Here is a 23,228-nt window from a genome sequence, read left to right as displayed (position 1 = left end):
TTATGCCCCCTTAAAGGATGCGATAAGCTCTTCATAGAGCCCAAAGAATTGCGCTTTTTTCACAAGCTCAGATCGCTGCATAATGCCGTTGGTGACAAAATCTCCTTTCACGTTTTCACCGAAATGAGCATCGTCGTAACGGAAGCGATAGATCTCTTCCATCACCACGCTATCGCCCTCAAGCCCGACGATTTCTGAGATGCTGGTAATTTTACGAGACCCATCACGCAGCCTATTCACTTGAACAATCATCTGCACGGCACTGACGATCGTTCTACGAATCGCATCTAGAGGCTGATTTAAATTCGCCATCATTACCATAGACTCAACACGGGCAATCGCATCTCTTGGAGTGTTCGCGTGGAGCGTAGACATAGAGCCATCGTGTCCAGTGTTCATTGCTTGCAACATTTCAAATGCTTCAGAGCCACGACACTCACCAAGGATGATTCGATCAGGACGCATACGCAGTGCGTTAATCACCAAGTCTCGCTGGGTGACCGCTCCGGTTTGTTCAACACTGGAGGTTCGCGTTTCAAGTCGAACCAAGTTGGGTTGTTGTAGACGTAATTCAGCGGCATCTTCAATCGTGACGATACGTTCGTCTTCCGCAATGTATTGCGAGAGCGCGTTGAGTAGCGTCGTTTTACCTGAACCCGTACCGCCAGAGATCAAAACATTGATACGGCAGCGAGAAGCAATCATCAGTACTCTCGCCATGTCTGGAGACATCGAACCGAAACCGATCAGGTCTTCAAATCCGATGTTCTGCTCTCTGAACTTACGAATGGAGATTGAGGTACCGTCTAATGCAATCGGTGGGATCACAATGTTCACACGGCTGCCATCTTCTAGCCTTGCATCGACCGTAGGAGAAAGCTCATCGACACGTCGTCCAACACGCGAGGCAATACGCTTAGCAATCGCCAATAGCTGCTCTTCATTCACAAACGAGACTTCAGATTTTTTGACCTTGCCATGTCGTTCGAAAAAGATGTTATTTGGCCCGTTCACCATAATATCGGAGATAGACTGATCTTCGACCAAAGGCTGAAGTGGACCAAGACCAAACAGCTCATCGATTAAACTTTTCACCAAACCAGACTTCATCATCGATGTGATGGGTCTTTGGTAACTGTTTGCCAGCAAATCAACCGCGGCTTGAATCTGTGATTCTAGGTCTTTACGGCTCATTTTCTGAACCGCTTCTGCATCTAATGCCTCAAAGATTTGACCACGAAAAGCGAGATATAAGTCTTTGTTTGAACTCATTTAACACGCACCTTCTTTAACCAAGAATTCATCGCTTTTTGGTCAATCGGCTGTCCATTAATCAGCTTGACCAACTGTTCCATAGAACGACTCACATGACGGTCGTGTTTATGGGCTCGCTTTCCATCGATAATGATGTGCGCCAACAACTTACAATAGTCGACCTCTAGATCAACATTTGCTCCGAGATACTTCGCTAGATCGGGTTTCTGCAACACATAAGCGCCTTGCGGGCGATGGTAGTTGGCAACCATAATGACGCGCGTACGCGATGATAACGTGAGCTGTAAGCTCGCTATCTTTTCAAACAGTCGCTTCGCACTTCTCACGGATGACACCGACGCGTCGAACACCAACACGACCACATCAAAGTTTTCTACCAAGAGTTGTGGTTCAACTTTGAAGTCCACAGCGCCAGAGAAGTCTTCGATGATGAAGTTAGCGTTTCTTGCCAACAACTCACACAAGGTTTGGTTGTAATTAAGCACGTCGTTTTGGCTCATGTCACCGTCAATGGCGAGCAAACGCAGGTTCTTACGAACGCTCGTGAGGTAACTCAATGCCCCCTCTTCATCCATTTCATGCAGTGGCGCGGTAAACTCATCAATAGTTCGTGGCTTAAAGTCTTTTAAACCCAGCAACACATCAATGTTGGTGTCGGCGTATTGATGATCAACAAGAATGGTGTCTGAGCCCTGTGTCGACAACAGTGACCCGAGCTCAGTAGAGATAAACGACGTGCCTACGCCGCCTTTTGCGCCAACGATGGCAACACGCTTTGCTTTACGTTTCTGACTGACACCAGAGAAGGTTTTTAGGTTCTTACTTACGTGCGTTAAGAAATCTGTGAACTCCTGCTTATTCACAGGCCAGAACACATAATAGAAACCCATGTCTTTGAGAGAACGAAGCGTTGAAATGGCATCTTCTTTGCCAATCACGACCACACCTTTATGAGTCGGCAGTTTGCTGGCAAAAGCTTTCGCATCTTCCACCACATTACTCGACTCATTAAGCTCTAGAATCACGATATGACTACTTTGTTGCTCGGTGATTTTGGTGATGCCCGCTGTCGCTTTCACACACGCAGGCTCATTCCAACCTTCAAAGCGAAACACTTCCTGAACCAGGCTTAAACACTCTTGTGATTGGTAAAACAACGTACACCCAGCGACACCTGTCGAGGTTGCCTGAACTGGCTTAGCCTTCGTTGTTAATGCTTTCGTTAGATCAAACATTATTGTTCTCCTACCAATCTCGACTTGTACGCGACTTGCTTCAATCTCATCGATTCAACAAAACAATCGGACTGCCTTGCACGAACATGAATCTGTGCTGGTGTACATTCTTGGCTCTTCAATCCCGTTAACGTCACTTGGATATTTAGATCAGTTGGTAATAACTGGGCATGTCGATAAACCACTCTCTGTGGGGCGATGATGTGCGATGGGTACTGTTCAAAGATCCCCTGCAACATCTTCTTGTTAACGGCCGACTTATAATCCACCAAGTAGGTCGCTTCTTTATCCATCGACTCAATCTTGTGTATTAAAACGTCGAGTTGCTTGGTGGTTTCTGCACGGCTTTTAATCTCGAACTTAAAGCTGTGATGCTCTTTGTATACCAGGGCTTCAGAACCATGACCGACAAAATATTGTTCAGAAGCACAGCCGAATAGTGAAATCGCGAACAACGCCATCAATACTAGTTTCTTCATTGGATAAATCCTCCTTGCGACAGCAGACGAATCGTTGCATCAGAAGACGTCACCTCTTTACCATCCCATTTGATGTTCAGCCAACGTGCCAATGTCGATGTTTTCTTGATATATGGCAGTTGAATATCTTTCGGCTTCATCGGCTCCACGAGGTTTACGGTGGCTACGATGATCAATTCGGTGCGTTTTCTTTCAGTGGTTGCTTTTCTAAATGCGGCACCAAGAACTGGAATATCGCCAACAAAAGGGATCTTCTGCATTTTTTCCAAGTCAGCACTGCTCATCAAACCACCGAGAACAAAGCTATCTCCATCGGCAAGCTCCACGGTTGTCATGGCACGTCGAGAGGCCAATTGCGGTACTTTTATACCGGCGGCTTCTACGTAACCCTCAACCTCACTCACTTCCGGTGCTAGTTGCATACGGATTTTGTCTTGGCTCAACACTTTGGCCGTCAGGTCCAGCTTGATACCGAACTCTTTAAATGAAATGTTTACGTTACTGCTGGTAGAGACGATAACTGGCACTTCACCACCAACGAGAAAGCTTGCAGACTCGCCAGACAAGACCGTCAAGTTTGGCTCTGCGAGAACCTCTGCGATTTGGTCGTTACCTAACGCCATGATTAAGGTGCTGAGGTTAACCGCATCAAATTGGTCGAAAACAAACTCACCCACACTTGAGCCAACGGTGCTCCAATCAACACCGACGGTTTGCCCAAACGATTCTGTTACTTGAGCGACCGATATCTTGACGTTCACTTGCTGAGTCGTCGCGACTTCAATCCGTTCAATGATCCCTTCCCACGTCATATTGCGGGCAAACACCATGCTTTCAGGTTCTTCATAGTCTGAACTATCAGATTTAAACTCTAGCTTTTGCGTTTTGTCCCATTTCTCCGTTTTTTCTCGACCTAGCAGCGTCGCGACCAAGCGGTAGATGTCGTCACGCGTTGCTTCTGAGTCAACAACGCCACTCACTGCGACTTGCTCTCCCACTGACTGAACCTTGACCTTGGCATCAGGGAAAAGGAATTTGAGTTGTCGCCTGATGTCCGTTAAGTTCAGGTCAACAATAATACGGTCTGATAGCAGTACATCGTCATCAACGCCGTAGACAATCAAACGCGATTGACCCACGCTATTGGCAAATACTACAAGGGTATTGTCATTGATTATCTTGTAGTCAACGATACTTGGGTTGTTAATGAACACTTGACCGATTGGGCTTTTAAATTGGATGTGCTGACCATCATTGAGCGTGATAGAACGATCAGCCGCAAAAGTGTTTGTGGTAGAAAGTAAGCCAACCAGCGTTACTAGAATAGAACCAAACAGTGCTCGTTTAACTCGATGGGTAATTCTCATCACAAAGCCTCTCTTGGGGTGTTCTCGTTACCACGTAACTCAACAATGCCTGTATAGTTATCGATGATATTGCGTACCTCGGCGAACTCCGGCTGCAAATAGTGTTGACTGCGATAGATTTCGATATGCATGGTTCGTTGCGCAAGCGCGAGTTTTGGTAGTTCATCCGGGCTCACTTCAATAACAACGGTTGTCAGACCATCTTCTTTGCTCGGAGAGCGAGCGGTAATAGAACTATCACCCGTGTCATCATTACCGATATTGAGTACCTTGACGTGTTTCAAAAACATCGACGCCTTCACTCCCCTAAAGCGCTTTGGCTTATCGATGTTGCCAGCCAAATTGGCGTTAGGTGAACTCACCGTAAGTACATCGATAAACGAACCCGGTCGGATGTAATCATTAATCAGATTTTTATCGCTGACCTTGAGTGGGTATAACGTCATGCCCTCTGTAACTAGAAGGTCAATGTAGCCAGGCTTGCCCGGGCTCACTTGATATTCAGGCAATACAACATCGCCTGCTTTAAGATTTCGATTTAATAGAATGGAAGGTGAAAAGCTGATCTGAGCATCTTCTCTAACACCAAGCGTCAATGCTTCACTGAGAGGCAATTGCTGTTTAACGACACCTTGTGCATTGATTGCATACCCTTTTTCAAAGCTTTTGGTGCTAATCCAAACCCCAACATGCTTTTCGCTTTTTTCAGCGACCACTTCATCAGTTGTTGTTGGTTTAGGTTCACTTTTGAACAGATCGATAACGCCTAGTGCGCCGATGATTAAGGCAGCAATGGCGACAAGTAATACCAGTCGTGATCTCATAATGTGCTCATATTTTGAGGATTATATATATGGCGTAGATTGAGTTAAAATTGCTAAATAAAAGCCGATGCTAATAGCGATCCCATATGGAATACCCTCTTGAAAACCAACTTTATTTCTTATTAATTTTTTACTCACTAGATAAGAGATAGCTAAAATACCACCAGAAAAAGCCGTCAGAATAAACGCCAATAATAAGTCATTAACAGGGATGGTAAGCGACAAAATAACGACGTATTTAATATCACCCGCCCCAATCCAAATCAGTTTATTAAGAATAAGTCCGATACCTAACATCAGTAAAAAACTCATAATTTGAATATCTAGCGGAGATAAAAAACACTGCAAGAAGAGTAATAGGCACAAGGCGTAATTTTGTATCTTACGATAGAGAAAATCAGTGGCCGACACGTATAAACTCAATACTGCCAAAGTCACTAAATACAATTCATGACTAAAAATAGGGAATACCGCCTAAACTTGGTGAGAATTAATCTTATTTAACATCATAAATTAACTAAGCCAGACCGATGCAAAACATAGGTCTGGCACAAATATCTTTCGATATCATCTACACTAGCCAATAAGGCTTAATGTTAGCTGCTCGCAGTATCAATAGCGGTAGCAACTTGCTCGAATGCACCTTCAAGCTTGCCAATGAAACCGTCTGCACCCACTGCTGTCGTTACTAATACAGCCATTGCCACAGCAATTAGACCATATTCAATCGCAGTTACGCCGCGCTCATCGTTCTTGAATTGAGATAAAAACATGGTTGTTTTCACGTATAGCTTAGTAATCATTATTTATTCCTATAAGGGCTGTTGAAAATTCGTCGCCATTATAATTAGCAGGTCAAAGGTAAGGAAAATAACCCCTATCGACTTTATCAATAAGCAGAACAAAAAATGATCAAAATAAAATACCCCCCCCACACTAACTATGAAAACAAATCCATATGTAACAACAAGTTACATATGAAATCAGTTCCAAAGATCAATATTTAATTTATTTTATAAACTTGAAAAAGTAAGACTCAGCTCAATATTTTTAGTTATATCGCTCTTATATAACCTTTAGATATAAACAACTTAATAATTTATCAGTCATTATTATTCATTATAAAAATTGTTGAAATACGAAGATCATCACGCTATTGTTCTTCGAATCAGAAAACCATAAAAATTATAATTTCTTTGTGTCAAAAGGTTAGTGGAATCATGAAACTACATTTCGAAAATATTGTTTCGTTCATAGCAGTAGTTGAAGAAGGTTCATTTAGCTCTGCTGCTCGCAAACTTGGAAAATCACAATCGACAGTTAGTACAGCTGTACAAAATCTAGAGTCAGATTTAGGTTTCAATGTATTTAATAGAGAACACTCTAAAGTTTGGTTAACAGAAAAAGGAGAACGCCTCTTCCAATTATCTTTACCTGTGGTGTCGAAATATCGGGACTTGGTGACCGTTGCTCAACAAATGAATATTTCAGACCAAATCGTTTACCGAGTAGGTATCGATCCATTGGTGTTTGATAAAAATGTAAAGAGGACATTACTGGCATTTTCAGAAGCATTCCCAAACGTGGACTTATTGGTCGTCACCAAACCCAGTTTCGTTTTAGGTAACTATATCAATGAAGGTAAGATAGATTTAGCGCTAGGTAACCCCTACCACAAGACAAGTTATGACTTCAATGTAGAGGAGTTATTTCACGTTAACTGCTGGTGGGTCGCTCATAAGGATTTGGGGCCTATAAAGTCTCATGCACCATCTCAGCGAGTTCTATTAATGGATGGGTGTGAAGAACTGCTTAACTTATCGACTATTGCAGCATATAACCTTTGGCGACTGGATGATTTAGATACCATCATCGATTTATGTAATGCTCAAAAAGGCATCGCATTCTTACCTAGCTTCCTGATCGATAGTCATGTAAAAGATAACAGACTTAAGGTCATTACAGACCACCCTGATTTTTTTGGTAAACGAGTTATTGCTTCCCTTTTCTGGCAAATACATTCTGACTTTAGCTTGTTTAACCAATGGATCAAAAAAGAGCTCAAATCCAGCACTCACTACCAACAAACATTTATTGCGGATTTAGCTCAATAACGCTCTCTTAAATACTGATAGTCACATCTGGTGAGTAGAGCGCCCTTGGTGAATTACTTAACATTCGCGTAGTTCTTGATATAGAACCGAAACAAACCATAGAAAATAAATATAAATTGAAATCCCACATTTTTTTATTGTATAGCTCATTATGTATAAACTAACTTTGTTTATTACCTTCATTGCTTCGGCTTGATCGATATAAACAGCTTAATCACGTTTAATAATCTCCAATGTTTATAAGTAATTTTTTGGGTATTAAAACGTGGATAGCGTTAGATAACACGTATTCAACACGTAGGTAATGAGCTCACTATGGCTTATTCATGCGTGAGTTAGCAGGTTAAAAATGAGTTCGATGCTAAAGCACAGAGAGGCGTTCTAGTAGGTTGACGCCCGCTGGCACTTGAGGATGTGACTTGCAGACTTGAAGCAACAGATGTGGCATTAAAGAAAATCTAAGAACTGTTGATGTAGGTAAGACGAGCGTTAAGTAGAACTAGGCCAGGGTAAATTGGCGAATTTCAGACACAAAAAAGCCCACACTAGGTGGGCTTTTTTGCTTGTTCCTAAGAACGAATAATGGTGCGTCCGAGTGAACTCGAATCACCGACCCCCGCCATGTCAAGGCGGTACTCTAACCAACTGAGCTACGGACGCACAATGTTCTAAATCTTCTTTATGACGATTGTGACTAAATCAAAAGCCGCTACTTTGACAACAAGTAACAGAAGGAATGGTGGGTCCGGGCGAACTCGAATCGCCGACCCCTACCATGTCAAGGTAGTACTCTAACCAACTGAGCTACGGACCCATTCCTTAAGAACGAGGAAGATATTAACGACTGATGTATTGTGGCGCAAGTGGAAATTGCACTTGAATCAACCGTTTGCTCTTATTCGCATCAATACGTTGATTTTTTAGACGTAAAACAGAAATAAACTTGAGTTAGGTCACACTGAGCCTGTGCCCTACTCTTTGTTATTCCTCTTCTACATCGAACACAACATTGTAGTTTTCGGTATAAGTACAGTTCGGTTGACGACTACAAGTGAAAAAACGTCGTCCTTTGTAGTCACCTTGGCTAGCCAGCTTGATGATCATCGGGCTACCGCACTTCTTACAGAATCGAACCTCCTTGGCAGGTTCGATAAGATCGATATGTGTCGCGAGCAGTCTCTTCAAACGGCTCACTTGGTAACTGTGTTTTACTGAAGCGCCAATAAGCGGCAAACCAGCAGACTTACACACATGGATAAGCAGCTTCTCTCGATCCACTTTGCCTTTATTTAGCTCTTTACCATTATCAAGCTCGATGATCACGCGCGGTTCCAACGTTCGTGGGTCACAGACCACAAAATCAAAATAGCTACGAGAGATCTTATTATTCGCGATAAACCAGTTCTTCTTAGTATTCGTTTTCGCAGGTGCCAACACATTCGACATGTTCACTTTGGCAAACACGACACCGTGAGTACCAACCGCCGTAGTCAGTGCATTGTAAAACGCGGCTTGTTGCATGTTGAGCAACGCACCTCTCTTTTGATAAGCGTGGTCTTTGGTGTCGTCATGTTTGAATACGTACTTCTGAATGAAGTAAAAGAAGACAACAAGTACCACTACAACGATAAATATATTGGTCATTAGTAAAACACAGTCAAAGATTCAGGGAGATAAAGAATTTGTAGCGTAAGTAGAAAACAAGAAACTGGCAAGAAAAAGAGAATCAGTTGTTAACGATAATCACGTGCTTTAGAAGATATCAGTTACCTAAGTGCTTGATAGTGAATTTTGGCACCTCGACACAGCTCTCTTATTTGAACATTGTTCAACTATTCAAGCACCTGATTGATCTAGATCAATTCTCAGCATTTTGTGATCAATTGGCCTAAAAAACGTTATCCAAATGTTAATGAGGAAATTGATATGGAACTCAAACAAGACCCAAGATGTTATACCGACGTATGTGTAGATGGTAAATGGTTCCACTATGACCACTGTGGCACTCAAGCCTATATGCTTAAAGGCGGCGCCTCTGCTGTCATCGAGCTAGCAAAAGAGCCAACCACAGAGGGTGAGTTGGTTGAGATGCTGCAAGGTATAGCCAAATAACATAAACCAATTAAATAGCTAAACGCGCTAATACTCCCTACCTCTCCAACAAATTTTAATATTAGCGACAGTAAATCCATTCGAGCCATTCTATCTAACCTAGGTCGGAATGGCTTTTCTTTAAGCTCTTCGACTTGCTAGCAATGATTTTGTAAAAGCCAACAGCTTATACTAAACCCAACACCAAACTCAGCTATAAATATAAAATAAGAAGCTAGAATCAAAACATAGATCTAAGTTTTCCTTCATTAACCGGCTCACTATATGGAATAGCATTTCATATGAGAGTATGCTTTTACTTTGATTTCTTTATATAGGCGCTCTTAAAGATGGCTAAGCGTAGTAAGATCGATACCTGTCGCACTATTCAACTCATCCTCGATACCAGCTGTCATCAGTTATTGACGGTTGGCTACGAAAACATGTCTTACACCACGTTAAGCCAAGCAACCAAAATCTCAAGAACGGGAATCAGCCATCCTTTCCCTACGAAGACTGACTTTCTGATGGCATTAGAAGGACGATTCTTAAAACTTTTAGTTGATCATCTGACGATTAATGAAGGAGGTGAAGCGTTGGAACTGTCTTGGCAGAAAGCCCTTCAAAGCAAAGAGTTTACAGCTATTCTTAGGCACTGATTGGCGACTGCAAGTGCAGCGTTTAACTTTCCTTCCGCCAACAGCACTTCACTGTACGCTCTTAGTACGAGTATTTTATATCGATTGCTCACTTTATCGCTGTTGAGCGCTTCTGCCTTTTCATAAGCAATACGACCGTTGATTAAATCACCACTACTTAAGTAACTGAACGATTCGTTGATATAAAGGATGCCAATGGCTTCATCTTCAAATAGACCACTGTCAAAATAGAGCTTTTTGGCTTTTTCTAGAATGCCTAGTGCTTTCGGCCAATCTTCTAAGTAGATGTAAAGCAAAGCCATGTTCGACATGAGCTTGCTGTTATAAATATGCTTTGGGTACTTCTTCCCTAGTTGTAACCCTTTATGGAAGAAGTACTGCGCATCTTGAAGGTCATTACGCACATTATTGATTGCACCCGCCGTGTTGTAAGCTTTGACCAATAGCTCATCGTAACGAATCGACTCTGCAATCCCGATAGCGGAACGAATCTGAATTTCAGACGCTGCAAGGTCGCCCTCTTTAAGATATTCAATTGCAGATTCAACCAATGACTGCGATTTCAACCACAACATACCTTCTTGTTCAGCAAGGTTGTTGATCTCGTCTAAATATCCCATCACGGCTTTAGTGTCTTGCTGATGTTGCGCCACGTTCGTCAATATCATAAGACGGTACGCTTTGTAGATGACTAAGTCTCTTGTTGGATGCAGGCGAGGTAGTTGAGCCAGCGCTTTATCAGCGAATATGGGATCGCTTCGAGACAAATCGAGAATATGAATTAGCTTTTTTCCATATTCTGTTTTAGAAAGTTCTTTTTCTGGGGTGTAAACAGCGGGCTCGTTGACTTGCGAGTTAGTCAAATCTACATCGTTGATTGGATACAGCAGAAAGAAGCCCAGAAAAGCACTCATTGTAACAACAAGCAGGAATGACCCTAAAACATTGTTTTTATTCATTTATAAGTGCCATTATCAATCGCATAGTTCTCTTACTATTCGGGCAGTGTTCTTACTTTCTGCATGGTTAATTTCGGTTTGCAGTATACCCGAGCAATATACAGATTAAAATGTTGTCAACTTATAGAACTGGATCTTGTTTTTCTCATAATCTGGAATATTCAGGCGGTTTTCTTGATTTAACTCAGGCAATCATCCTACAAAGAGGCGTTATAGTGATTTTCCTGTTCCTACCTCCGTAGTTTTTTATAGCTAGCGGACACATAATGAGAATTAACAATGACCCAAATTAATGAACAACGTCTAGTCGACCATTTCTGCGATCTTGTGAAAATCGATAGTGAATCTCGCAACGAAAAGTAATTGCTGAAGCGCTGGCTGAGCAGTTAGGCGAACTAGGTTTTGACGTACATAAACTGTCGGTTCCTGAAGAAGTATCGAATGGCTTCAACATCTACGCGCGTTTAGACGGCACGCTACGGGGTAGCACAGTATTCAGCTGCCACATGGACACAGTAACCCCAGGTATCGGCATTGAGCCAATCATCGAAGATGGCATCATCCGTTCAAAGGGCAACACTATCCTAGGTGGTGACGACAAGTCTGGCATTGCGGCTATCATGGAAGCCGTTCGCTGCATTCAAGCTGAAGGTCAAGCACACAAGACCATTGAAATTGCATTCACCGTATTCGAAGAAGGCGGTCTATTCGGGTCTTTGAACTTCGATATGTCTTACATTCAATCTGAGCATGCTATCGTTCTAGATACAGGCGGCCCTATCGGCACAATCGTAAACGCTGCTCCAGGCCAACAAAAGATCGTTGCAACTATCAAAGGTCGCCCTGCTCACGCTGGGCTAGCACCAGAAGAAGGCATCAGTGCAATTCAAGTAGCAGCAGACGCTATTACTAAAATGAACCTACTTCGTATTGATGAAGAAACAACTGCGAACGTGGGTATTGTTGAAGGCGGTCAAGCGACTAACATCGTTATGCCAGAACTAAAAGTGGTTGCGGAAGCTCGCTCACTAAATGGCGACAAGCTAACAGCGCAAGTTGAACATATGATTTCAACGTTTGAAGAGAGCGCAAAGCAATTCGGTGCTGAAGTAGAAATCGAATCAACTCGTGCTTACGATGCATTCGTTATTGCAGACGATAACCCGCACATTCTTTCTATCAAATCGGCGTTCGAGAAGCTTGGCGTTACTGCAAACACCAAGCGCACCGGCGGCGGCAGTGATGCAAATAACTTCAATGCGAAAGGTCTAACAACCGTTAACCTATCTACAGGTATGGCGAAAGTGCACACCACTGAAGAGTACATAGCAGTGAAAGACATGGTTGCTATCACTGAGTTTGTTGTGGCTTACGTAACGCAATAATCTTACTTCTAAGCTAGATAAAGAATGTCACCTAGCTAATGTCAAAAAGCCGAGTTCTATAAGACTCGGCTTTTTTATTGTTCAAATTTGTCTAGAAGTTCGAGGCTAGAACCCCCTGCGCTTCCAGAACTGGCCTTGATCTTTTGCTACTAGGTCGAATGTCTTATCTGCGATGATGTTGCCTTTAAGTTCGACCGTCATGCGCCATTTACCGATCTTGTTTGAGACTGGTGCCCAAATGGTGTCGCCTAGGTAGAAATCCCAATCGTTATTGCCGATGTACTCTTCACCATCGAACGGCTCAAGCACTTCGCCTTTGTCGGTTGTGATATCCGGGTGATAAATGCAGTAACGGATCTTTTCGCCTTTGGCTTTTTTGATATTCAATATATAGCCAAACTCGACGTCGATTTCAGCGTCAACGGTGGTGGTAAACTCTTGTATTTTAGGTAGGTCTTTAGACTTAGAATCCCACGTGGAGTAAATACCGTAAGAAGTCATATCTACGACGACAGAGCGTTTTGCCATTTCAATCGTTACCTTGGAATTGTTTTATTAGTTAAATATGAAGGATACCCAATCTATAGAGTGACATCAGCATAGAGCTACTCTTGCCAATCTCTCGCCATGCGCTTGAGCACTGATGGTTCAATGTCGTGAATAGTGCCGTAGTTCTCTCGGCAAACTTCAATCACTAAATCCGCCTTGTATTTGAGTGCGAGTTGGCGATAAGCCTTCATTTCCCAGTGCTTGATGAAGGTATTCGATACAACGACATCTTTCCCTTTCTTAAGGCCATTTTCAGCGGTGTTTTGACACCACTCATGAGCCTGTTGTAGCAGTTTGGGGTCAAAACAGTACTCACCTTGCTCATTAACAAAATACATATCAGCTTCGACATGCAAGGCGTCATAAGTTTTTGCTTTTGTTGACTTACCCGAACCTGGCAGCCCTCGAATGAGTATTAACTTCATTGATGTTTTTCGGCTTAAATCAAAAACATGAGTTTATCGTAAATAGTAGAGTGTTGCTCTTATTACTGCCGATATCAGCAATCAATCACACTTGTACATTGTCTGTACATTGTTAAACAGAGGCAATAACCATAAGGCGACTAAATGCTCTTTTGATAAAAACACAAATAATTTACAACTATCCATTTTGTATATCGACAAGCGCATCAAACTATTATAGATTTAGAAGTATAGACGTCTACATATCTAGCTTAGGGAGAAAGCTGTGCCTATTCGCATTCCAGACCAATTGCCAGCGAGCGATGTTCTTCGTGAAGAAAACATCTTTGTTATGCCGCTATCAAGAGCATCGACACAGGAAATCCGTCCACTTCGAGTCTTGATCCTCAACCTAATGCCGAAGAAGATTGAAACCGAGACTCAATTCTTACGCCTTCTATCGAACAGCCCGTTGCAAGTGGATGTTGAACTGCTTCGAATCGATGACCGTCCAAGTAAAAACACACCGACTGAGCACCTCGATAACTTTTACCGTCAATTTGAGATGGTGAAAAACCGTAACTTCGATGGATTGATCATCACTGGTGCGCCATTGGGTTTGGTTCAATTTGAAGATGTTATCTACTGGGATCACCTCAAAACCATCATGGAGTGGGCTAACAAACACGTTACCTCAACTCTTTATGTGTGCTGGGCTGCTCAAGCGGGCTTGAAATTGCTGTATGACTTACCGAAGCGCACTCGCAAAGAGAAGCTATCAGGTGTTTACAGCCACGAGATTCATAACCCTTACCACCCTATTTTGCGTGGTTTTGATGACACCTTCTTAGCACCACACTCTCGCTATGCGGATTTCTCGCCAGAGTATCTAGCAGAGCATACCGACCTTGATGTACTTGCAACTTCAGATGTCGCTGGTGTGTATCTCGCAGCAACCAAAGACAAGCGAAACGTGTTTGTGACAGGGCACCCTGAATACGATGCGCATACGCTTCACAACGAATACATTCGTGATTTGGGCGAAGGCATGGAGCCAGTCATCCCTATTAACTACTATCCGAACAATAACCCCGACAACAAACCCGTTGCGAGCTGGCGAAGCCACGGGCACTTACTGTTCTCAAACTGGCTAAACTACTGCGTTTACCAACAAACACCTTACGATTTGGATCACTTCAGCGAAGATAACTTCACCAAAGACGATTAACTATTCGCTGGTTTATCAAAGATACAATGTTGCGCCCAACAAGCTGTTTACTTCTATGACGTTGAAAACAAGCTTATTGGGCGCAGCTTTTTTATGGAGAGTCGATCGCATTCCACCGTAGATTTACCACCTTATGTTTACCAATTTCATATGATTGTCTGGTGTTCATAAGGAGCTTCACATGCCTGCCAAGCCATTGTTTTCAAATCCCCTATTCTCAGCTCTGATCGCCTCTCTATCATTGGTTGGCTGTGTCTCTGTAACAGAAGGACCACCGAAAATAGAAAGCGATCCTATTGCGATGTCAGAATCTCGCATTGAATTAGGTTTGGGGTACATGGGCCAAGGCAACATGGTCAGGGCACGTGAAAACCTAGAACTTGCTATCAAACATGCACCGAGTTATTACCGTGCTCGGCTCTCTATGGCCCATTACTATGAACAAGTGGGTGAAGTCGATGAAGCGAGGTCTTCGTATCGAAAAGCGTTAAGCCTAGACTCAAGAAACGGTAACGTGCTCAATAACTACGGGACGTTTTTGTGTAAGCAAGGCGAGTATAAACAGGCCGATAAGTACTTCAATCGCGCCATTGACCAGCCCTACTACTACTTAGTATCCGCCAGTTATGAGAACGCAGCTTTTTGCGCATTCAAGGCAGGTAATACAGAACAAGCCAAGTATTACTTCACACGCGCCATTGACCATGACCCGAACCGAGTAAAGTCGATATTACAGCTATCTAAAATTGAAGTGAGTGAAGCCGATTATAACGACGCTAGGCTTCGTCTGTTTAAATTCCACCAGCGATATGGCTATCAAATTCCATCGCTTCAAATCTTAGTCGATCTGGAAAAGAAAGCTGGGAACCACGCGCTTGAGAAGAAGTACCAAAGTAAATTGGATGAATTGCTCTCTGCTTAGGCACTCAAAAATATAAAACGGGCTTGTTGAATGAACAACAAGCCCGTTTTTATTTAGAAAGTTAACGTGACTCTCTAACTTTGAAGTGTGAACCGTTATTTAAGCGCGATCCACTCTTGTCTTTGCGCGTCGTCCATAAAGGTCCATGCTACAAAGCGGCTCACTTTCTGACCTTGAGACATCTCAACCACTTTCACTTGTTTCGCTCTCAGCTTGCCTAGCTCTGAACGAATCATATCGACGTTGTCTTTCTTCGAAATCAGCGTTGTGAACCACAGCACTTGCGTTGCAAACAGTTGGCTCTCACGTGCCATTTTCATGATGAATGCCGCTTCACCACCTGGACACCATAGCTCTGCTTTTTGGCCACCAAAATTTAAGGTTGGCTTATTTTGCTTAGCTTTTTTCGATTCAGGTTTGAACGTTTGGCCTGCTTTCTTAGCTCGGTTTGCCGCTAGGTTGTCTAATTTACGCTGTGATCCCTTTTCGGCTTCTTCTAGAGAGCTATGGAATGGAGGGTTACAAATAGTGACATCGTAACGCTCATTATCCTTTATCACACCCTTAAAGATAGATTCAGAGTCCGCTTGCAAACGTGCTTTGATCTTACCTTTTAAATTAACGTTACTTTCCGCAATGAAATTCGCGGCTTTCACTGACACAGGGTCAACATCGCTACCCGTGCAACGCCATTTGTATTCCGTGGCACCGATAATTGGGTAGATGCAGTTAGCACCAACACCGATGTCTAGGGCTTTCACTGACTGATGGTTGTAAGCTTCACCTTGACCATCGCTATTAAGGATGTCTGCCACTCTGTGGATGTAATCTGCTCGACCAGGAATTGGCGGACATAAATAACCTGCAGGAATATCCCAGTGCTTAACACCATAGTGATGCGCCAATAGCGACTTGTTGAGTAGTTTAACCGCCAGTGGATCAGAGAAATTGATCGTATCTTCGCCTACTGGATTCTTAACTAAGTGTGATTTTAGCTCTGGTAAAGCAGCGACCAATAAATCAAAGTCGTAACGTCCTGAATGTTGGTTTCTTGGGTGTAAACCCGCTGCTGGCTTTACGGTATTCTTATTGCGTGGTGCACCGCCAGAACGCTTCGAGCTAGAAGGCTTGTGCGAACCGTTCGATCTTTTGGGTGCGTTATTATTAGAAGTGCCTTTTTTAAAAGGTGCTTTACCCTTCCCGCCTTTGTTGTTGCTTGGTTTACCAGGAACTCGCTTGGCTTTGTTCTGTCCAGCCACTTTTGAATCCGTACTGTTACGGTTTTTATCAGAAGCACTGTTTTTTGACAGACTTAACGTGGTTCTATTTTGTGATTGGCTCATAGGGCTACTTCTTTAAATCTAAATAAATCATGAATAAACGGGCATCTAACTCAAGTTGATGATATTCCGGTTCCATGTGACAGCATAGTTGGTAAAAGGCTTTGTCGTGGTCTTTCTCTTTAATGTGCGCCAGTTCGTGCACCATCAGCATTCTCAACAAAGGCTCAGGAGCATTACGAAAAACACTGGCGATACGAATCTCATTCTTCGATTTGATCTTGCCACCGTGGTTTTTGGCGACATATGAGTGCAAACCTAGTGCATTATTGATTAGGTGAATCTTGCCATCATAAATGACTTTACTGATGGGTGGCGTTTTCTTCATATAGCGATTTTTAATCTCAATCGCATAATCAAACAGGGCTTTCTCGCTTTTTATTTCGTGATTCTTTGGGTAGCGAGCTTCAAACCATGGCACCAATTTACCTGACTCAACAAGCTGAGTGACAGGATCGATAATGTGCTTTGGATAGCCTTGGATATAGCGTAATGAAGGATGCATGCAGAAAGACCGTACAAGTTACGTCACATCAAAATGTTATGACGTCGAAAATTGAGCCGCATAGTGTAACTGATCACACTTTTCTAATCACCTAGGATTCGTTACACTTTAACTAGATTCACCAAGAGCTAGACTCAAAAAGAGACTGTAAAGATGAAACGTGTTGTATTGTACGTGGCAGACAAATGCCCGCACTGTAAAGATGCCCAAAGATATTTGGACTCTAAGAAGATTGTTTACCGCTTAACGAATGCCAAGATGCAACGCGGCCGTAAAGAATTACAAGCGATGGGCGCTCGCTCTATCCCAGTGCTTAAAATCGGTGACCAAATCATGGTCGGATGGAACCAAAAGAACTTCGACAAGATGTATAACTCAAAAAACACTTAACGCTATGTAAGTTGTTATACCTCTTTACAACAAAGCCCGAATATCTCACCAAAGATATTCGAGCTTTGTGTTATCAGTATAGGAAACCAAGGTCTACCTTCCCTTTTCGCCACTATCCTTTTACCTTCAGAACACCACTACAAGACGCGCACCTGTATTTCTCTTTTATACCGAGAACTTTGTCAACTGATGTTCTACGAACTCTAATGAGCCTTCGTTCTTTACACTTACATTTCATGGAGCTAGGGTTGCCTAATTGATTAATTTAAAGGCAACTAATATCTACCAATCACTGCTTGTCAACCATATTGTAGGGCACACATTTTTCACAGAATAATATAATCGACGAATTAATTTTCAAACGGGCTCATTACTCTCATCTCAATACCTAGCCCTTTATTTTAATGACAGTATCGCACTTGCTGCATTTATATCGCCCCTTGATTCCTAACACTCGGTCGAGCAACGTTCTACGAATTCGTATTAACGTTTGCTCCTTACATCCACATTTCATGGCCCCTCACTAACTACTCAAAAAGTACTAGTATTATTTAACGGGCATGCATACCAAGTAAATTAGAAACTGTTAATACCCGCGCCATGCATAGTGATATGCGTCGCATAAAGCCATGATAAATGTGATATTAGTCCCAAGTGTTTGCGGGGTTAATATGTTACTAATCACACATTTTGTTTAACGAAATCGATAAAGGTTCTGTCAGCCTTAGACAAATAGCCCTCTTTCCGCCACGCCAAAGATAGATTAAGTTTTACAGGGTCTTTAAATGGCACTCCAACCACGTCGTCCTCATACTCTGTTACCAAGCTAAGCAATGCGGTAATAGCGAACTCGCGCTTTACAATAGAAAGAATCATTGGCAACAAATTAGTCTCGAATGCGATCGTCATATCTAAATCGTATTTTTTGCAGGTCGCGTCGATGAAATCACGATGGAAATAGCCTGACTTAAACATTATCAACTCTTGCTCAAAAAACTCTTCAAAAGTGATGGATGACTGTGACGCCAATGGGTGCTCTTTACCGACAACAGCTAACATTTCAGAACTGAGTAAGTGGTCAGTTTCTAGGTCATCCGGTACATTTTCATGATTGATAACACCGATATCGAGTTCGCCGTTTAATAACATTTCACGAATCGAAGCCGTGCCCGCATCGATCAACGTCAGCTTGAGATTTGGGTATTGGCTTTTAAATGCCATAACGACTTGTGGAAAGAAGTAGCTTCCCATCATACTTGGCGCTCCCAAACGTACCTCCCCTTTCTCCAAGCCTTTCAATTCATTCATCGCCAGCTCTGCATCATCAAACTGTTGGGTGATTCGCTTAGCATGCTCAAACAGTACCTTTCCTTCCTCCGTCAAAGTGACCGATTTATCTCCGCGTCGGAACAAAATCAAATCAAGTGTTTGCTCGAGTTTTTTAATGGATATGCTCAAGGCAGGTTGCGCGATATGTAAGGCTTTGGCCGCTTGGGTAAAATTCCCAAACTGTGCAACCGCGAGAAAATGGCGAAGTGGTTTTGATTCAAGCATATCGATATATTAAATATATAGAGGTGATATTTTTAATATATTTCTTTAATCCACCTTGTACTGATAACTTGTTCACAAACAGCTTAATTATTCCGCATAGGCACAAGATAAATGTTCGACAAAGGCAGTACTCAATACAAACGGATCACTCAATCATTGGCGATTGGTTCATTTATCATTTTCTGCAACCTTTACGTATTTCAACCTATTTTGCCGCACATGGCTGAACACTTCCAAGTGTCGGAAACCCAAATTAACTGGCTATTTGCCGCAACCACGCTTGGGTTATCGATTAGCTTAGTACCGTGGGCTATCGCTTCAGAGTCATTTGGTCGAAAGCCTATCATCCTATTTAGCCTTTTTGCGATTCCAGTAATTGGTTTAGGCATGGCATTCACCACCACGCTGTTACAACTCGTTATTGCTAGAGCATGCATGGGAATTGCGGTCGCAGCTTTTGCTGGTGTCGCTGTCGCCTATATGGTCGAAGAGTTAACACCCAAAGCCTTTGCTGTCGCGATTGGTGGCTATATTGCTGCTAACTCATTGGGAGGGATCTTTGGCCGTGTGCTAGGCGGCTTGCTCACAGACTTTTTCGATTGGCACGTTACCGTGCTGATCTTTGTGGTGGGCTCGCTATTAGGCGCTTTATTCATTGCCTATCGACTACCCGACCAGCAAAACTTCAAACCGCAAAAAGGGCTGTTCTTTCATCATAATCGCTCAGTTGTGATGCATTTAAGAAACCGTACCTTATGGCTTGCTATGTTGATTGGTGGAGCCAACTTCGCTCTGTTCGTGAACCTGTATTCAGTAATGGGCTTTAGATTGGTATCCGAGCCTCACTCCGTCCCTGTTGGCTTAGCATCACTGATCTTTCTCTGCTACCTGGCAGGTACCGTCAGCTCTAAGCTGTCTAACAAATGGACGCTCCGTTTCGACCCGTTAAACGGAATTCTGTTAGGTGTGTGTATAAGCTTGCTAGGAATGCTGGTATCTGCGGTTGATGACATTCCATTCATGTTTGCAGGGTTATTGCTGATAAGTTGCGGAGCTTTCTTCTCGCATACCCTAGCCTACTCTTGGGTCAGTCAAAAAGCACCAAGCGCCAAAGCGACGGCAACCGCGCTCTACCTTGTGCACTACTATATTGGTGGCAGTTTGGGTGGGTTCTTACTCTTATACTGCTGGCAGTTATTTGCTTGGAATGGCGTGATTGCAGGAGGCTCAGTCTTCTATGTCGCGATATTTGCTTGGGTCTACCAGTTGAAACAACGTCAAGTATCGACAACTAAACTCGCAGAGGCATAGAAACAACAGTATTTTCGAGACAATTAGTGCTTTTGATTAACAACCGTTCTGATATCCTACGCAAAATTTCATTTCGGAACCTGTTATGTCGAACACTCAAAACACTGATCTTCAAACCATCCATGACCAAGTAAAGCAATGGTTAGACGATGTTGTTATTGGCCTAAACCTGTGCCCATTTGCAGCAAAGCCACAACGTAATAAGCAGATTAAGATCTTTGTGAGTGAGGCAGAAACCGAAGAGGCATTGCTAGAAGACATCATGACTCAATTTGTTGAGTTGGATAACACACCAGTCGCTGAGCTAGAAACGACTCTGGTGGTTGTTCCTAACATGCTGCAAGATTTCTTCGACTACAACATGTTCATCGATTGGGTAGAGGCTTTGATAAAGCAGCAAGATTGGGAAGGCGTTTACCAAGTGGCGACCTTCCATCCTGATTACTGCTTTGGCGGTGCGGATCCTGAAGACGATGAAAACCTGACGAACCGCTCTCCATATCCGGTTTACCATTTGATTCGTGAAGCGAGCATGGAAAAGGTGTTGAAGCATTACCCTAACCCTGAAGCTATTCCAGATACCAACATCGCTCGAGTTGAATCGTTAACACCAGAAGAGCGTCGTAAATTGTTCCCGTACTTGTTTAGTTAATCACTTAGTATTCCCCTGCAGCAGTAACTAAGTGCCTTTTTGCTGATGATATGGACGAGACACAAACTGATCTCGTCCATTTTCTTTGGCAACATACAAACACTCATCCGCTACTTTAATCAGTGAATCCAACGCTGACATTCGTTCATTGCGTGTTTCACCAGCACTTAATTCGAAATGGCAAGCGCCAATAGAGATAGTAATAGGCTTTCGATCAAGAGTAATCTTCTTCACTTCCTCAAGCAGCGTCGCAAGCTTATCCTCAACCGTGTTGACTGGCGTACTCGGGTACCAAATCACAAACTCTTCGCCACCAAAGCGAGCAACAAACTCTCCTTCTTGAGCATTACTACTCAACACATTGGCCACTTTCTTTAGCACAACATCGCCCATTTGATGACCATAGCCGTCGTTCACTGATTTAAAGAAATCAATATCAACCACGGCTAACGTTCCCTTACCTAAAGACCCTTTAAGCTGCTTTACCTCGCCGTTAAGTGTTTTAAATAGAAAACGTCTATTGGGTAAATGTGTCAGTGGGTCATAGAGTGCTTGATACTCTAGCTTCTCATTTAATTCTTGTAGTTTTCTCTCTTGCTGCCTGCGAACGAGTTCAACCTCAATCCATGACGCCATTAGCTTCATCACATCAATATCGAACTCTTTAAACTCTCGGTAATAAGGGTTACCACTCGAAAAGTTAAGCGTGCCGTAAAGTTCATCATCGACAAAGATAGGAATACCGATATAAGACTCGAGACCAAAGGATTGGTAAGCAGGGTGTCGCGCGTAAGTATTATGCTCACCACAGTGCTCTATGCAGATAGGTCCACTCGAGCTGCATGTGATCTCACAATAAGTTGAGCGGTAATCGAACATATCACCACTTTTCAGGTCAACGCCTTAAGGTGTGACACAGTGCTCCACAAGGTAAGTATTACCGTCCACTTTTGACAAGATACCAATATCCAAATCAAAACGTTCGAGCCCCATAGCGAGTAGTTGGGCAATCTGACTATCGAATCCTTTTCGATATTCATTGGTAATTTGATACAAGCGGCGTATAACAATTTCGCTTTCACTAGCTTGGTGCATAACGATATCCCACTGCTGCCTAAGTGAGCGACAACATTAATATTTCTAATATAAACAAGAGTAAAAAGTAGAAAATCATAATAATCAATTGATTTGTGTGCAAAATACCTCATTGGTCCAATGAATAAAAGTCGAGTTCTTCGACTTTGCGTTAGCACCCTATTCTTACCTTTGTTAAAATGACCCATTAACGAAACAGAATGGATAGGAATATGAACCTTTCTCAACTAAACCAAGAAATCTACGATCACCTTTACCGCGACATTGAAGAGTTCCGCAGTACTTTTGATCTGCCGGTTGCTGCTCCTGAAACAATGGACGAAAAAGGCGATACGCTACATACATCTCTAGCGATCGAAGAGCTAACAGAACTTGCAGAAGCTGACTCTAAAATCGAACAAGCGGACGCTATTGTAGACAGCGTTTATGTTTTGATGGGACGTTTGGTTCACCTTGGCCAATCCAAAGTAGAAGACAACCTAGCGATCAGCTACTTAATCGACTTACTGTTGAACGTTGCCAAAAACCGTTCAATTGACTTCTTACCTTGCTGGGACGAAGTACACTCAAGCAACATGAGCAAAGTATGCCGTAATGAAACAGAATACGCAGAAACAGAAGAATTCTATGCTGAGCAGAACATTAAGCTAATGGCGGTTCAAAAAGGTGAATACATCATTGCTAAATGTGCTGAAGATTTTGTATCGGAAGGTAAAACGGTTCGCCAAGGTAAAGTACTAAAATCTGTACACTATCGTCCAGCTAACCTTGAACCTCTTACAGCTTAAGTAAAGTTAAAACTGAAGCGCTTCAAAGCATCAGTTGACTGAAATAGAAAACGCCACGTTATTGTAACGTGGCGTTTTATTCTCTATTGGAGAACTCTAGCT

22 protein-coding genes, 2 tRNA genes and 3 pseudogenes are annotated in these 23,228 nt (G+C 42.8%); 10 read left to right on the top strand and 17 right to left on the bottom strand.

What is annotated here, in order from left to right:
• From JC606_RS02130 to JC606_RS02100, 7 genes are all read right to left on the bottom strand, one after another.
• Positions 1-1,272, bottom strand: a complete 1,272-nt coding sequence (locus JC606_RS02130) for a CpaF family protein (protein ID WP_061031447.1) — start codon at positions 1,270-1,272, stop codon at positions 1-3.
• A complete protein-coding gene (locus tag JC606_RS02125; protein ID WP_198777739.1) occupies positions 1,269-2,510 on the bottom strand; it encodes an AAA family ATPase in 1,242 nt (413 codons plus the stop codon). The genes JC606_RS02130 and JC606_RS02125 overlap by 4 nt, the downstream gene beginning before the upstream one ends.
• Positions 2,510-2,989 (bottom strand): hypothetical protein, encoded by a 480-nt coding sequence (locus tag JC606_RS02120; RefSeq protein ID WP_137407758.1) that lies wholly within the window; start codon positions 2,987-2,989, stop codon positions 2,510-2,512. Before JC606_RS02120 ends, JC606_RS02125 begins: the two co-directional genes overlap by 1 nt.
• Positions 2,986-4,356, bottom strand: a complete 1,371-nt coding sequence (locus JC606_RS02115) for a type II and III secretion system protein family protein (protein WP_137407770.1) — start codon at positions 4,354-4,356, stop codon at positions 2,986-2,988. Before JC606_RS02115 ends, JC606_RS02120 begins: the two co-directional genes overlap by 4 nt.
• Positions 4,356-5,180 carry a Flp pilus assembly protein CpaB gene (cpaB, locus tag JC606_RS02110; protein ID WP_137407757.1) on the bottom strand — a complete coding sequence of 275 codons (825 nt, stop codon included), beginning with the start codon at positions 5,178-5,180 and terminating at the stop codon, positions 4,356-4,358. Before cpaB ends, JC606_RS02115 begins: the two co-directional genes overlap by 1 nt.
• Before the next feature lie 21 nt (positions 5,181-5,201).
• Positions 5,202-5,627: a prepilin peptidase gene (locus JC606_RS02105; protein ID WP_198777738.1), complete on the bottom strand. Its 426-nt coding sequence runs from the start codon at positions 5,625-5,627 to the stop codon at positions 5,202-5,204.
• Positions 5,628-5,776: 149 nt separating this feature from the next.
• Complete coding sequence (locus JC606_RS02100; protein WP_061031451.1) at positions 5,777-5,983, bottom strand: Flp family type IVb pilin; 207 nt, start codon at positions 5,981-5,983, stop codon at positions 5,777-5,779.
• A 417-nt stretch (positions 5,984-6,400) separates the two neighbouring features.
• Here JC606_RS02100 and JC606_RS02095 point away from each other — a divergent pair, with 417 nt between their 5' ends.
• On the top strand, positions 6,401-7,294 hold the full coding sequence (locus JC606_RS02095) for a LysR family transcriptional regulator (protein WP_137407756.1): 894 nt from the start codon (positions 6,401-6,403) through the stop codon (positions 7,292-7,294).
• Positions 7,295-7,877: 583 nt separating this feature from the next.
• Here JC606_RS02095 and JC606_RS02090 read toward each other — a convergent pair.
• The 3 genes from JC606_RS02090 to JC606_RS02080 all read right to left on the bottom strand — a co-directional run bounded on the left by JC606_RS02090 (position 7,878) and on the right by JC606_RS02080 (position 8,938).
• A tRNA-Val gene (locus JC606_RS02090) sits at positions 7,878-7,954 on the bottom strand.
• A gap of 77 nt (positions 7,955-8,031) precedes the next feature.
• Positions 8,032-8,108 (bottom strand) — tRNA-Val (locus tag JC606_RS02085).
• 167 nt (positions 8,109-8,275) lie between these two features.
• Entirely contained in the window at positions 8,276-8,938 is a 663-nt protein-coding gene (locus JC606_RS02080; protein ID WP_061031453.1) for a DUF2726 domain-containing protein, read from the bottom strand.
• Positions 8,939-9,220: 282 nt separating this feature from the next.
• Between JC606_RS02080 and JC606_RS02075 the strand changes: the two genes are divergently transcribed.
• Both JC606_RS02075 and JC606_RS02070 read left to right on the top strand, forming a co-directional pair.
• Entirely contained in the window at positions 9,221-9,406 is a 186-nt protein-coding gene (locus tag JC606_RS02075) for a hypothetical protein (protein ID WP_105025039.1), read from the top strand.
• 329 nt (positions 9,407-9,735) lie between these two features.
• Complete coding sequence (locus JC606_RS02070; protein WP_198777736.1) at positions 9,736-10,044, top strand: TetR/AcrR family transcriptional regulator; 309 nt, start codon at positions 9,736-9,738, stop codon at positions 10,042-10,044.
• Here the strand turns inward: JC606_RS02070 and JC606_RS02065 are convergent.
• Positions 10,032-11,003: pseudogene (locus JC606_RS02065) on the bottom strand (GGDEF domain-containing protein); the annotation flags it as partial. The gene JC606_RS02070 and the pseudogene JC606_RS02065 sit on opposite strands and share 13 nt — an antisense overlap.
• A 279-nt stretch (positions 11,004-11,282) precedes the next feature.
• Here JC606_RS02065 and JC606_RS02060 point away from each other — a divergent pair.
• A pseudogene (locus tag JC606_RS02060) lies at positions 11,283-12,388 on the top strand (M20/M25/M40 family metallo-hydrolase).
• Between the two features lie 105 nt (positions 12,389-12,493).
• On the opposite strand, the gene JC606_RS02055 reads toward JC606_RS02060, so the two are convergent.
• Both JC606_RS02055 and JC606_RS02050 read right to left on the bottom strand, forming a co-directional pair.
• Positions 12,494-12,916 carry a DUF3859 domain-containing protein gene (locus tag JC606_RS02055; protein WP_198777734.1) on the bottom strand — a complete coding sequence of 141 codons (423 nt, stop codon included), beginning with the start codon at positions 12,914-12,916 and terminating at the stop codon, positions 12,494-12,496.
• Positions 12,917-12,993: 77 nt separating this feature from the next.
• Positions 12,994-13,362: an ATP-binding protein gene (locus tag JC606_RS02050; protein ID WP_198777732.1), complete on the bottom strand. Its 369-nt coding sequence runs from the start codon at positions 13,360-13,362 to the stop codon at positions 12,994-12,996.
• Positions 13,363-13,627: 265 nt separating this feature from the next.
• Between JC606_RS02050 and metA the strand changes: the two genes are divergently transcribed.
• Both metA and pilW read left to right on the top strand, forming a co-directional pair.
• The gene (metA, locus tag JC606_RS02045; RefSeq protein ID WP_198777730.1) at positions 13,628-14,569 is read left to right on the top strand and encodes a homoserine O-acetyltransferase MetA; all 942 of its coding nucleotides are present in this window, start codon (positions 13,628-13,630) and stop codon (positions 14,567-14,569) included.
• Between the two features lie 181 nt (positions 14,570-14,750).
• The gene (gene pilW, locus JC606_RS02040; protein WP_198777728.1) at positions 14,751-15,491 is read left to right on the top strand and encodes a type IV pilus biogenesis/stability protein PilW; all 741 of its coding nucleotides are present in this window, start codon (positions 14,751-14,753) and stop codon (positions 15,489-15,491) included.
• A 95-nt stretch (positions 15,492-15,586) separates the two neighbouring features.
• Here the strand turns inward: pilW and rlmF are convergent, their stop codons facing one another.
• Positions 15,587-16,834, bottom strand: a complete 1,248-nt coding sequence (gene rlmF, locus JC606_RS02035) for a 23S rRNA (adenine(1618)-N(6))-methyltransferase RlmF (protein ID WP_198777727.1) — start codon at positions 16,832-16,834, stop codon at positions 15,587-15,589.
• Between the two features lie 4 nt (positions 16,835-16,838).
• Positions 16,839-17,336: a M48 metallopeptidase family protein gene (locus tag JC606_RS02030; RefSeq protein WP_198777725.1), complete on the bottom strand. Its 498-nt coding sequence runs from the start codon at positions 17,334-17,336 to the stop codon at positions 16,839-16,841.
• Between the two features lie 153 nt (positions 17,337-17,489).
• On the opposite strand from JC606_RS02030, the gene JC606_RS02025 reads away from it, so the two are divergent.
• The gene (locus tag JC606_RS02025) at positions 17,490-17,726 is read left to right on the top strand and encodes a glutaredoxin family protein (protein WP_004741645.1); all 237 of its coding nucleotides are present in this window, start codon (positions 17,490-17,492) and stop codon (positions 17,724-17,726) included.
• Between the two features lie 681 nt (positions 17,727-18,407).
• On the opposite strand, the gene JC606_RS02020 is transcribed toward JC606_RS02025, so the two are convergent.
• On the bottom strand, positions 18,408-19,280 hold the full coding sequence (locus tag JC606_RS02020) for a LysR family transcriptional regulator (protein WP_198777722.1): 873 nt from the start codon (positions 19,278-19,280) through the stop codon (positions 18,408-18,410).
• A gap of 111 nt (positions 19,281-19,391) precedes the next feature.
• On the opposite strand from JC606_RS02020, the gene JC606_RS02015 reads away from it, so the two are divergent.
• Positions 19,392-20,591, top strand: coding sequence for an MFS transporter (locus JC606_RS02015; RefSeq protein WP_198777720.1), 1,200 nt, complete (start codon positions 19,392-19,394; stop codon positions 20,589-20,591).
• A gap of 85 nt (positions 20,592-20,676) precedes the next feature.
• Positions 20,677-21,243 (top strand): DUF1415 domain-containing protein, encoded by a 567-nt coding sequence (locus JC606_RS02010; protein WP_004741642.1) that lies wholly within the window; start codon positions 20,677-20,679, stop codon positions 21,241-21,243.
• A 27-nt stretch (positions 21,244-21,270) separates the two neighbouring features.
• On the opposite strand, the pseudogene JC606_RS02005 reads toward JC606_RS02010, so the two are convergent.
• Positions 21,271-22,338 (bottom strand): annotated as a pseudogene (locus tag JC606_RS02005) (sensor domain-containing diguanylate cyclase).
• Between the two features lie 212 nt (positions 22,339-22,550).
• Here JC606_RS02005 and JC606_RS02000 point away from each other — a divergent pair.
• The gene (locus tag JC606_RS02000) at positions 22,551-23,126 is read left to right on the top strand and encodes a nucleoside triphosphate pyrophosphohydrolase family protein (protein ID WP_198777719.1); all 576 of its coding nucleotides are present in this window, start codon (positions 22,551-22,553) and stop codon (positions 23,124-23,126) included.
• The last annotated feature ends 102 nt before the right edge of the window (positions 23,127-23,228 follow it).

The sequence above is a fragment of the Vibrio sp. IB15 genome (assembly GCF_016406055.1).
Lineage (GTDB): Bacteria > Pseudomonadota > Gammaproteobacteria > Enterobacterales > Vibrionaceae > Vibrio > Vibrio chagasii.
Note: the sequence above shows the minus strand (reverse complement) of the source record. Positions and strands in the feature narration are given on the sequence as shown.

Bases quoted from the DNA above. Each gene is read 5' to 3' on its own strand.
- JC606_RS02030 (WP_198777725.1), bottom strand. From the start codon at position 17,336: ATGCATCCTTCATTACGCTATATCCAAGGCTATCCAAAGCACATTATC.
- JC606_RS02130 (WP_061031447.1), bottom strand. From the start codon at position 1,272: ATGAGTTCAAACAAAGACTTATATCTCGCTTTTCGTGGTCAAATCTTT.
- JC606_RS02025 (WP_004741645.1), top strand. From the start codon at position 17,490: ATGAAACGTGTTGTATTGTACGTGGCAGACAAATGCCCGCACTGTAAA.
- JC606_RS02000 (WP_198777719.1), top strand. From the start codon at position 22,551: ATGAACCTTTCTCAACTAAACCAAGAAATCTACGATCACCTTTACCGC.
- pilW (WP_198777728.1), top strand. From the start codon at position 14,751: ATGCCTGCCAAGCCATTGTTTTCAAATCCCCTATTCTCAGCTCTGATC.
- JC606_RS02095 (WP_137407756.1), top strand. From the start codon at position 6,401: ATGAAACTACATTTCGAAAATATTGTTTCGTTCATAGCAGTAGTTGAA.
- JC606_RS02100 (WP_061031451.1), bottom strand. From the start codon at position 5,983: ATGATTACTAAGCTATACGTGAAAACAACCATGTTTTTATCTCAATTC.
- JC606_RS02115 (WP_137407770.1), bottom strand. From the start codon at position 4,356: ATGAGAATTACCCATCGAGTTAAACGAGCACTGTTTGGTTCTATTCTA.
- JC606_RS02125 (WP_198777739.1), bottom strand. From the start codon at position 2,510: ATGTTTGATCTAACGAAAGCATTAACAACGAAGGCTAAGCCAGTTCAG.
- JC606_RS02010 (WP_004741642.1), top strand. From the start codon at position 20,677: ATGTCGAACACTCAAAACACTGATCTTCAAACCATCCATGACCAAGTA.
- cpaB (WP_137407757.1), bottom strand. From the start codon at position 5,180: ATGAGATCACGACTGGTATTACTTGTCGCCATTGCTGCCTTAATCATC.
- rlmF (WP_198777727.1), bottom strand. From the start codon at position 16,834: ATGAGCCAATCACAAAATAGAACCACGTTAAGTCTGTCAAAAAACAGT.
- JC606_RS02120 (WP_137407758.1), bottom strand. From the start codon at position 2,989: ATGAAGAAACTAGTATTGATGGCGTTGTTCGCGATTTCACTATTCGGC.
- JC606_RS02015 (WP_198777720.1), top strand. From the start codon at position 19,392: ATGTTCGACAAAGGCAGTACTCAATACAAACGGATCACTCAATCATTG.
- JC606_RS02070 (WP_198777736.1), top strand. From the start codon at position 9,736: ATGGCTAAGCGTAGTAAGATCGATACCTGTCGCACTATTCAACTCATC.
- JC606_RS02080 (WP_061031453.1), bottom strand. From the start codon at position 8,938: ATGACCAATATATTTATCGTTGTAGTGGTACTTGTTGTCTTCTTTTAC.
- JC606_RS02050 (WP_198777732.1), bottom strand. From the start codon at position 13,362: ATGAAGTTAATACTCATTCGAGGGCTGCCAGGTTCGGGTAAGTCAACA.
- JC606_RS02075 (WP_105025039.1), top strand. From the start codon at position 9,221: ATGGAACTCAAACAAGACCCAAGATGTTATACCGACGTATGTGTAGAT.
- JC606_RS02020 (WP_198777722.1), bottom strand. From the start codon at position 19,280: ATGCTTGAATCAAAACCACTTCGCCATTTTCTCGCGGTTGCACAGTTT.
- JC606_RS02055 (WP_198777734.1), bottom strand. From the start codon at position 12,916: ATGGCAAAACGCTCTGTCGTCGTAGATATGACTTCTTACGGTATTTAC.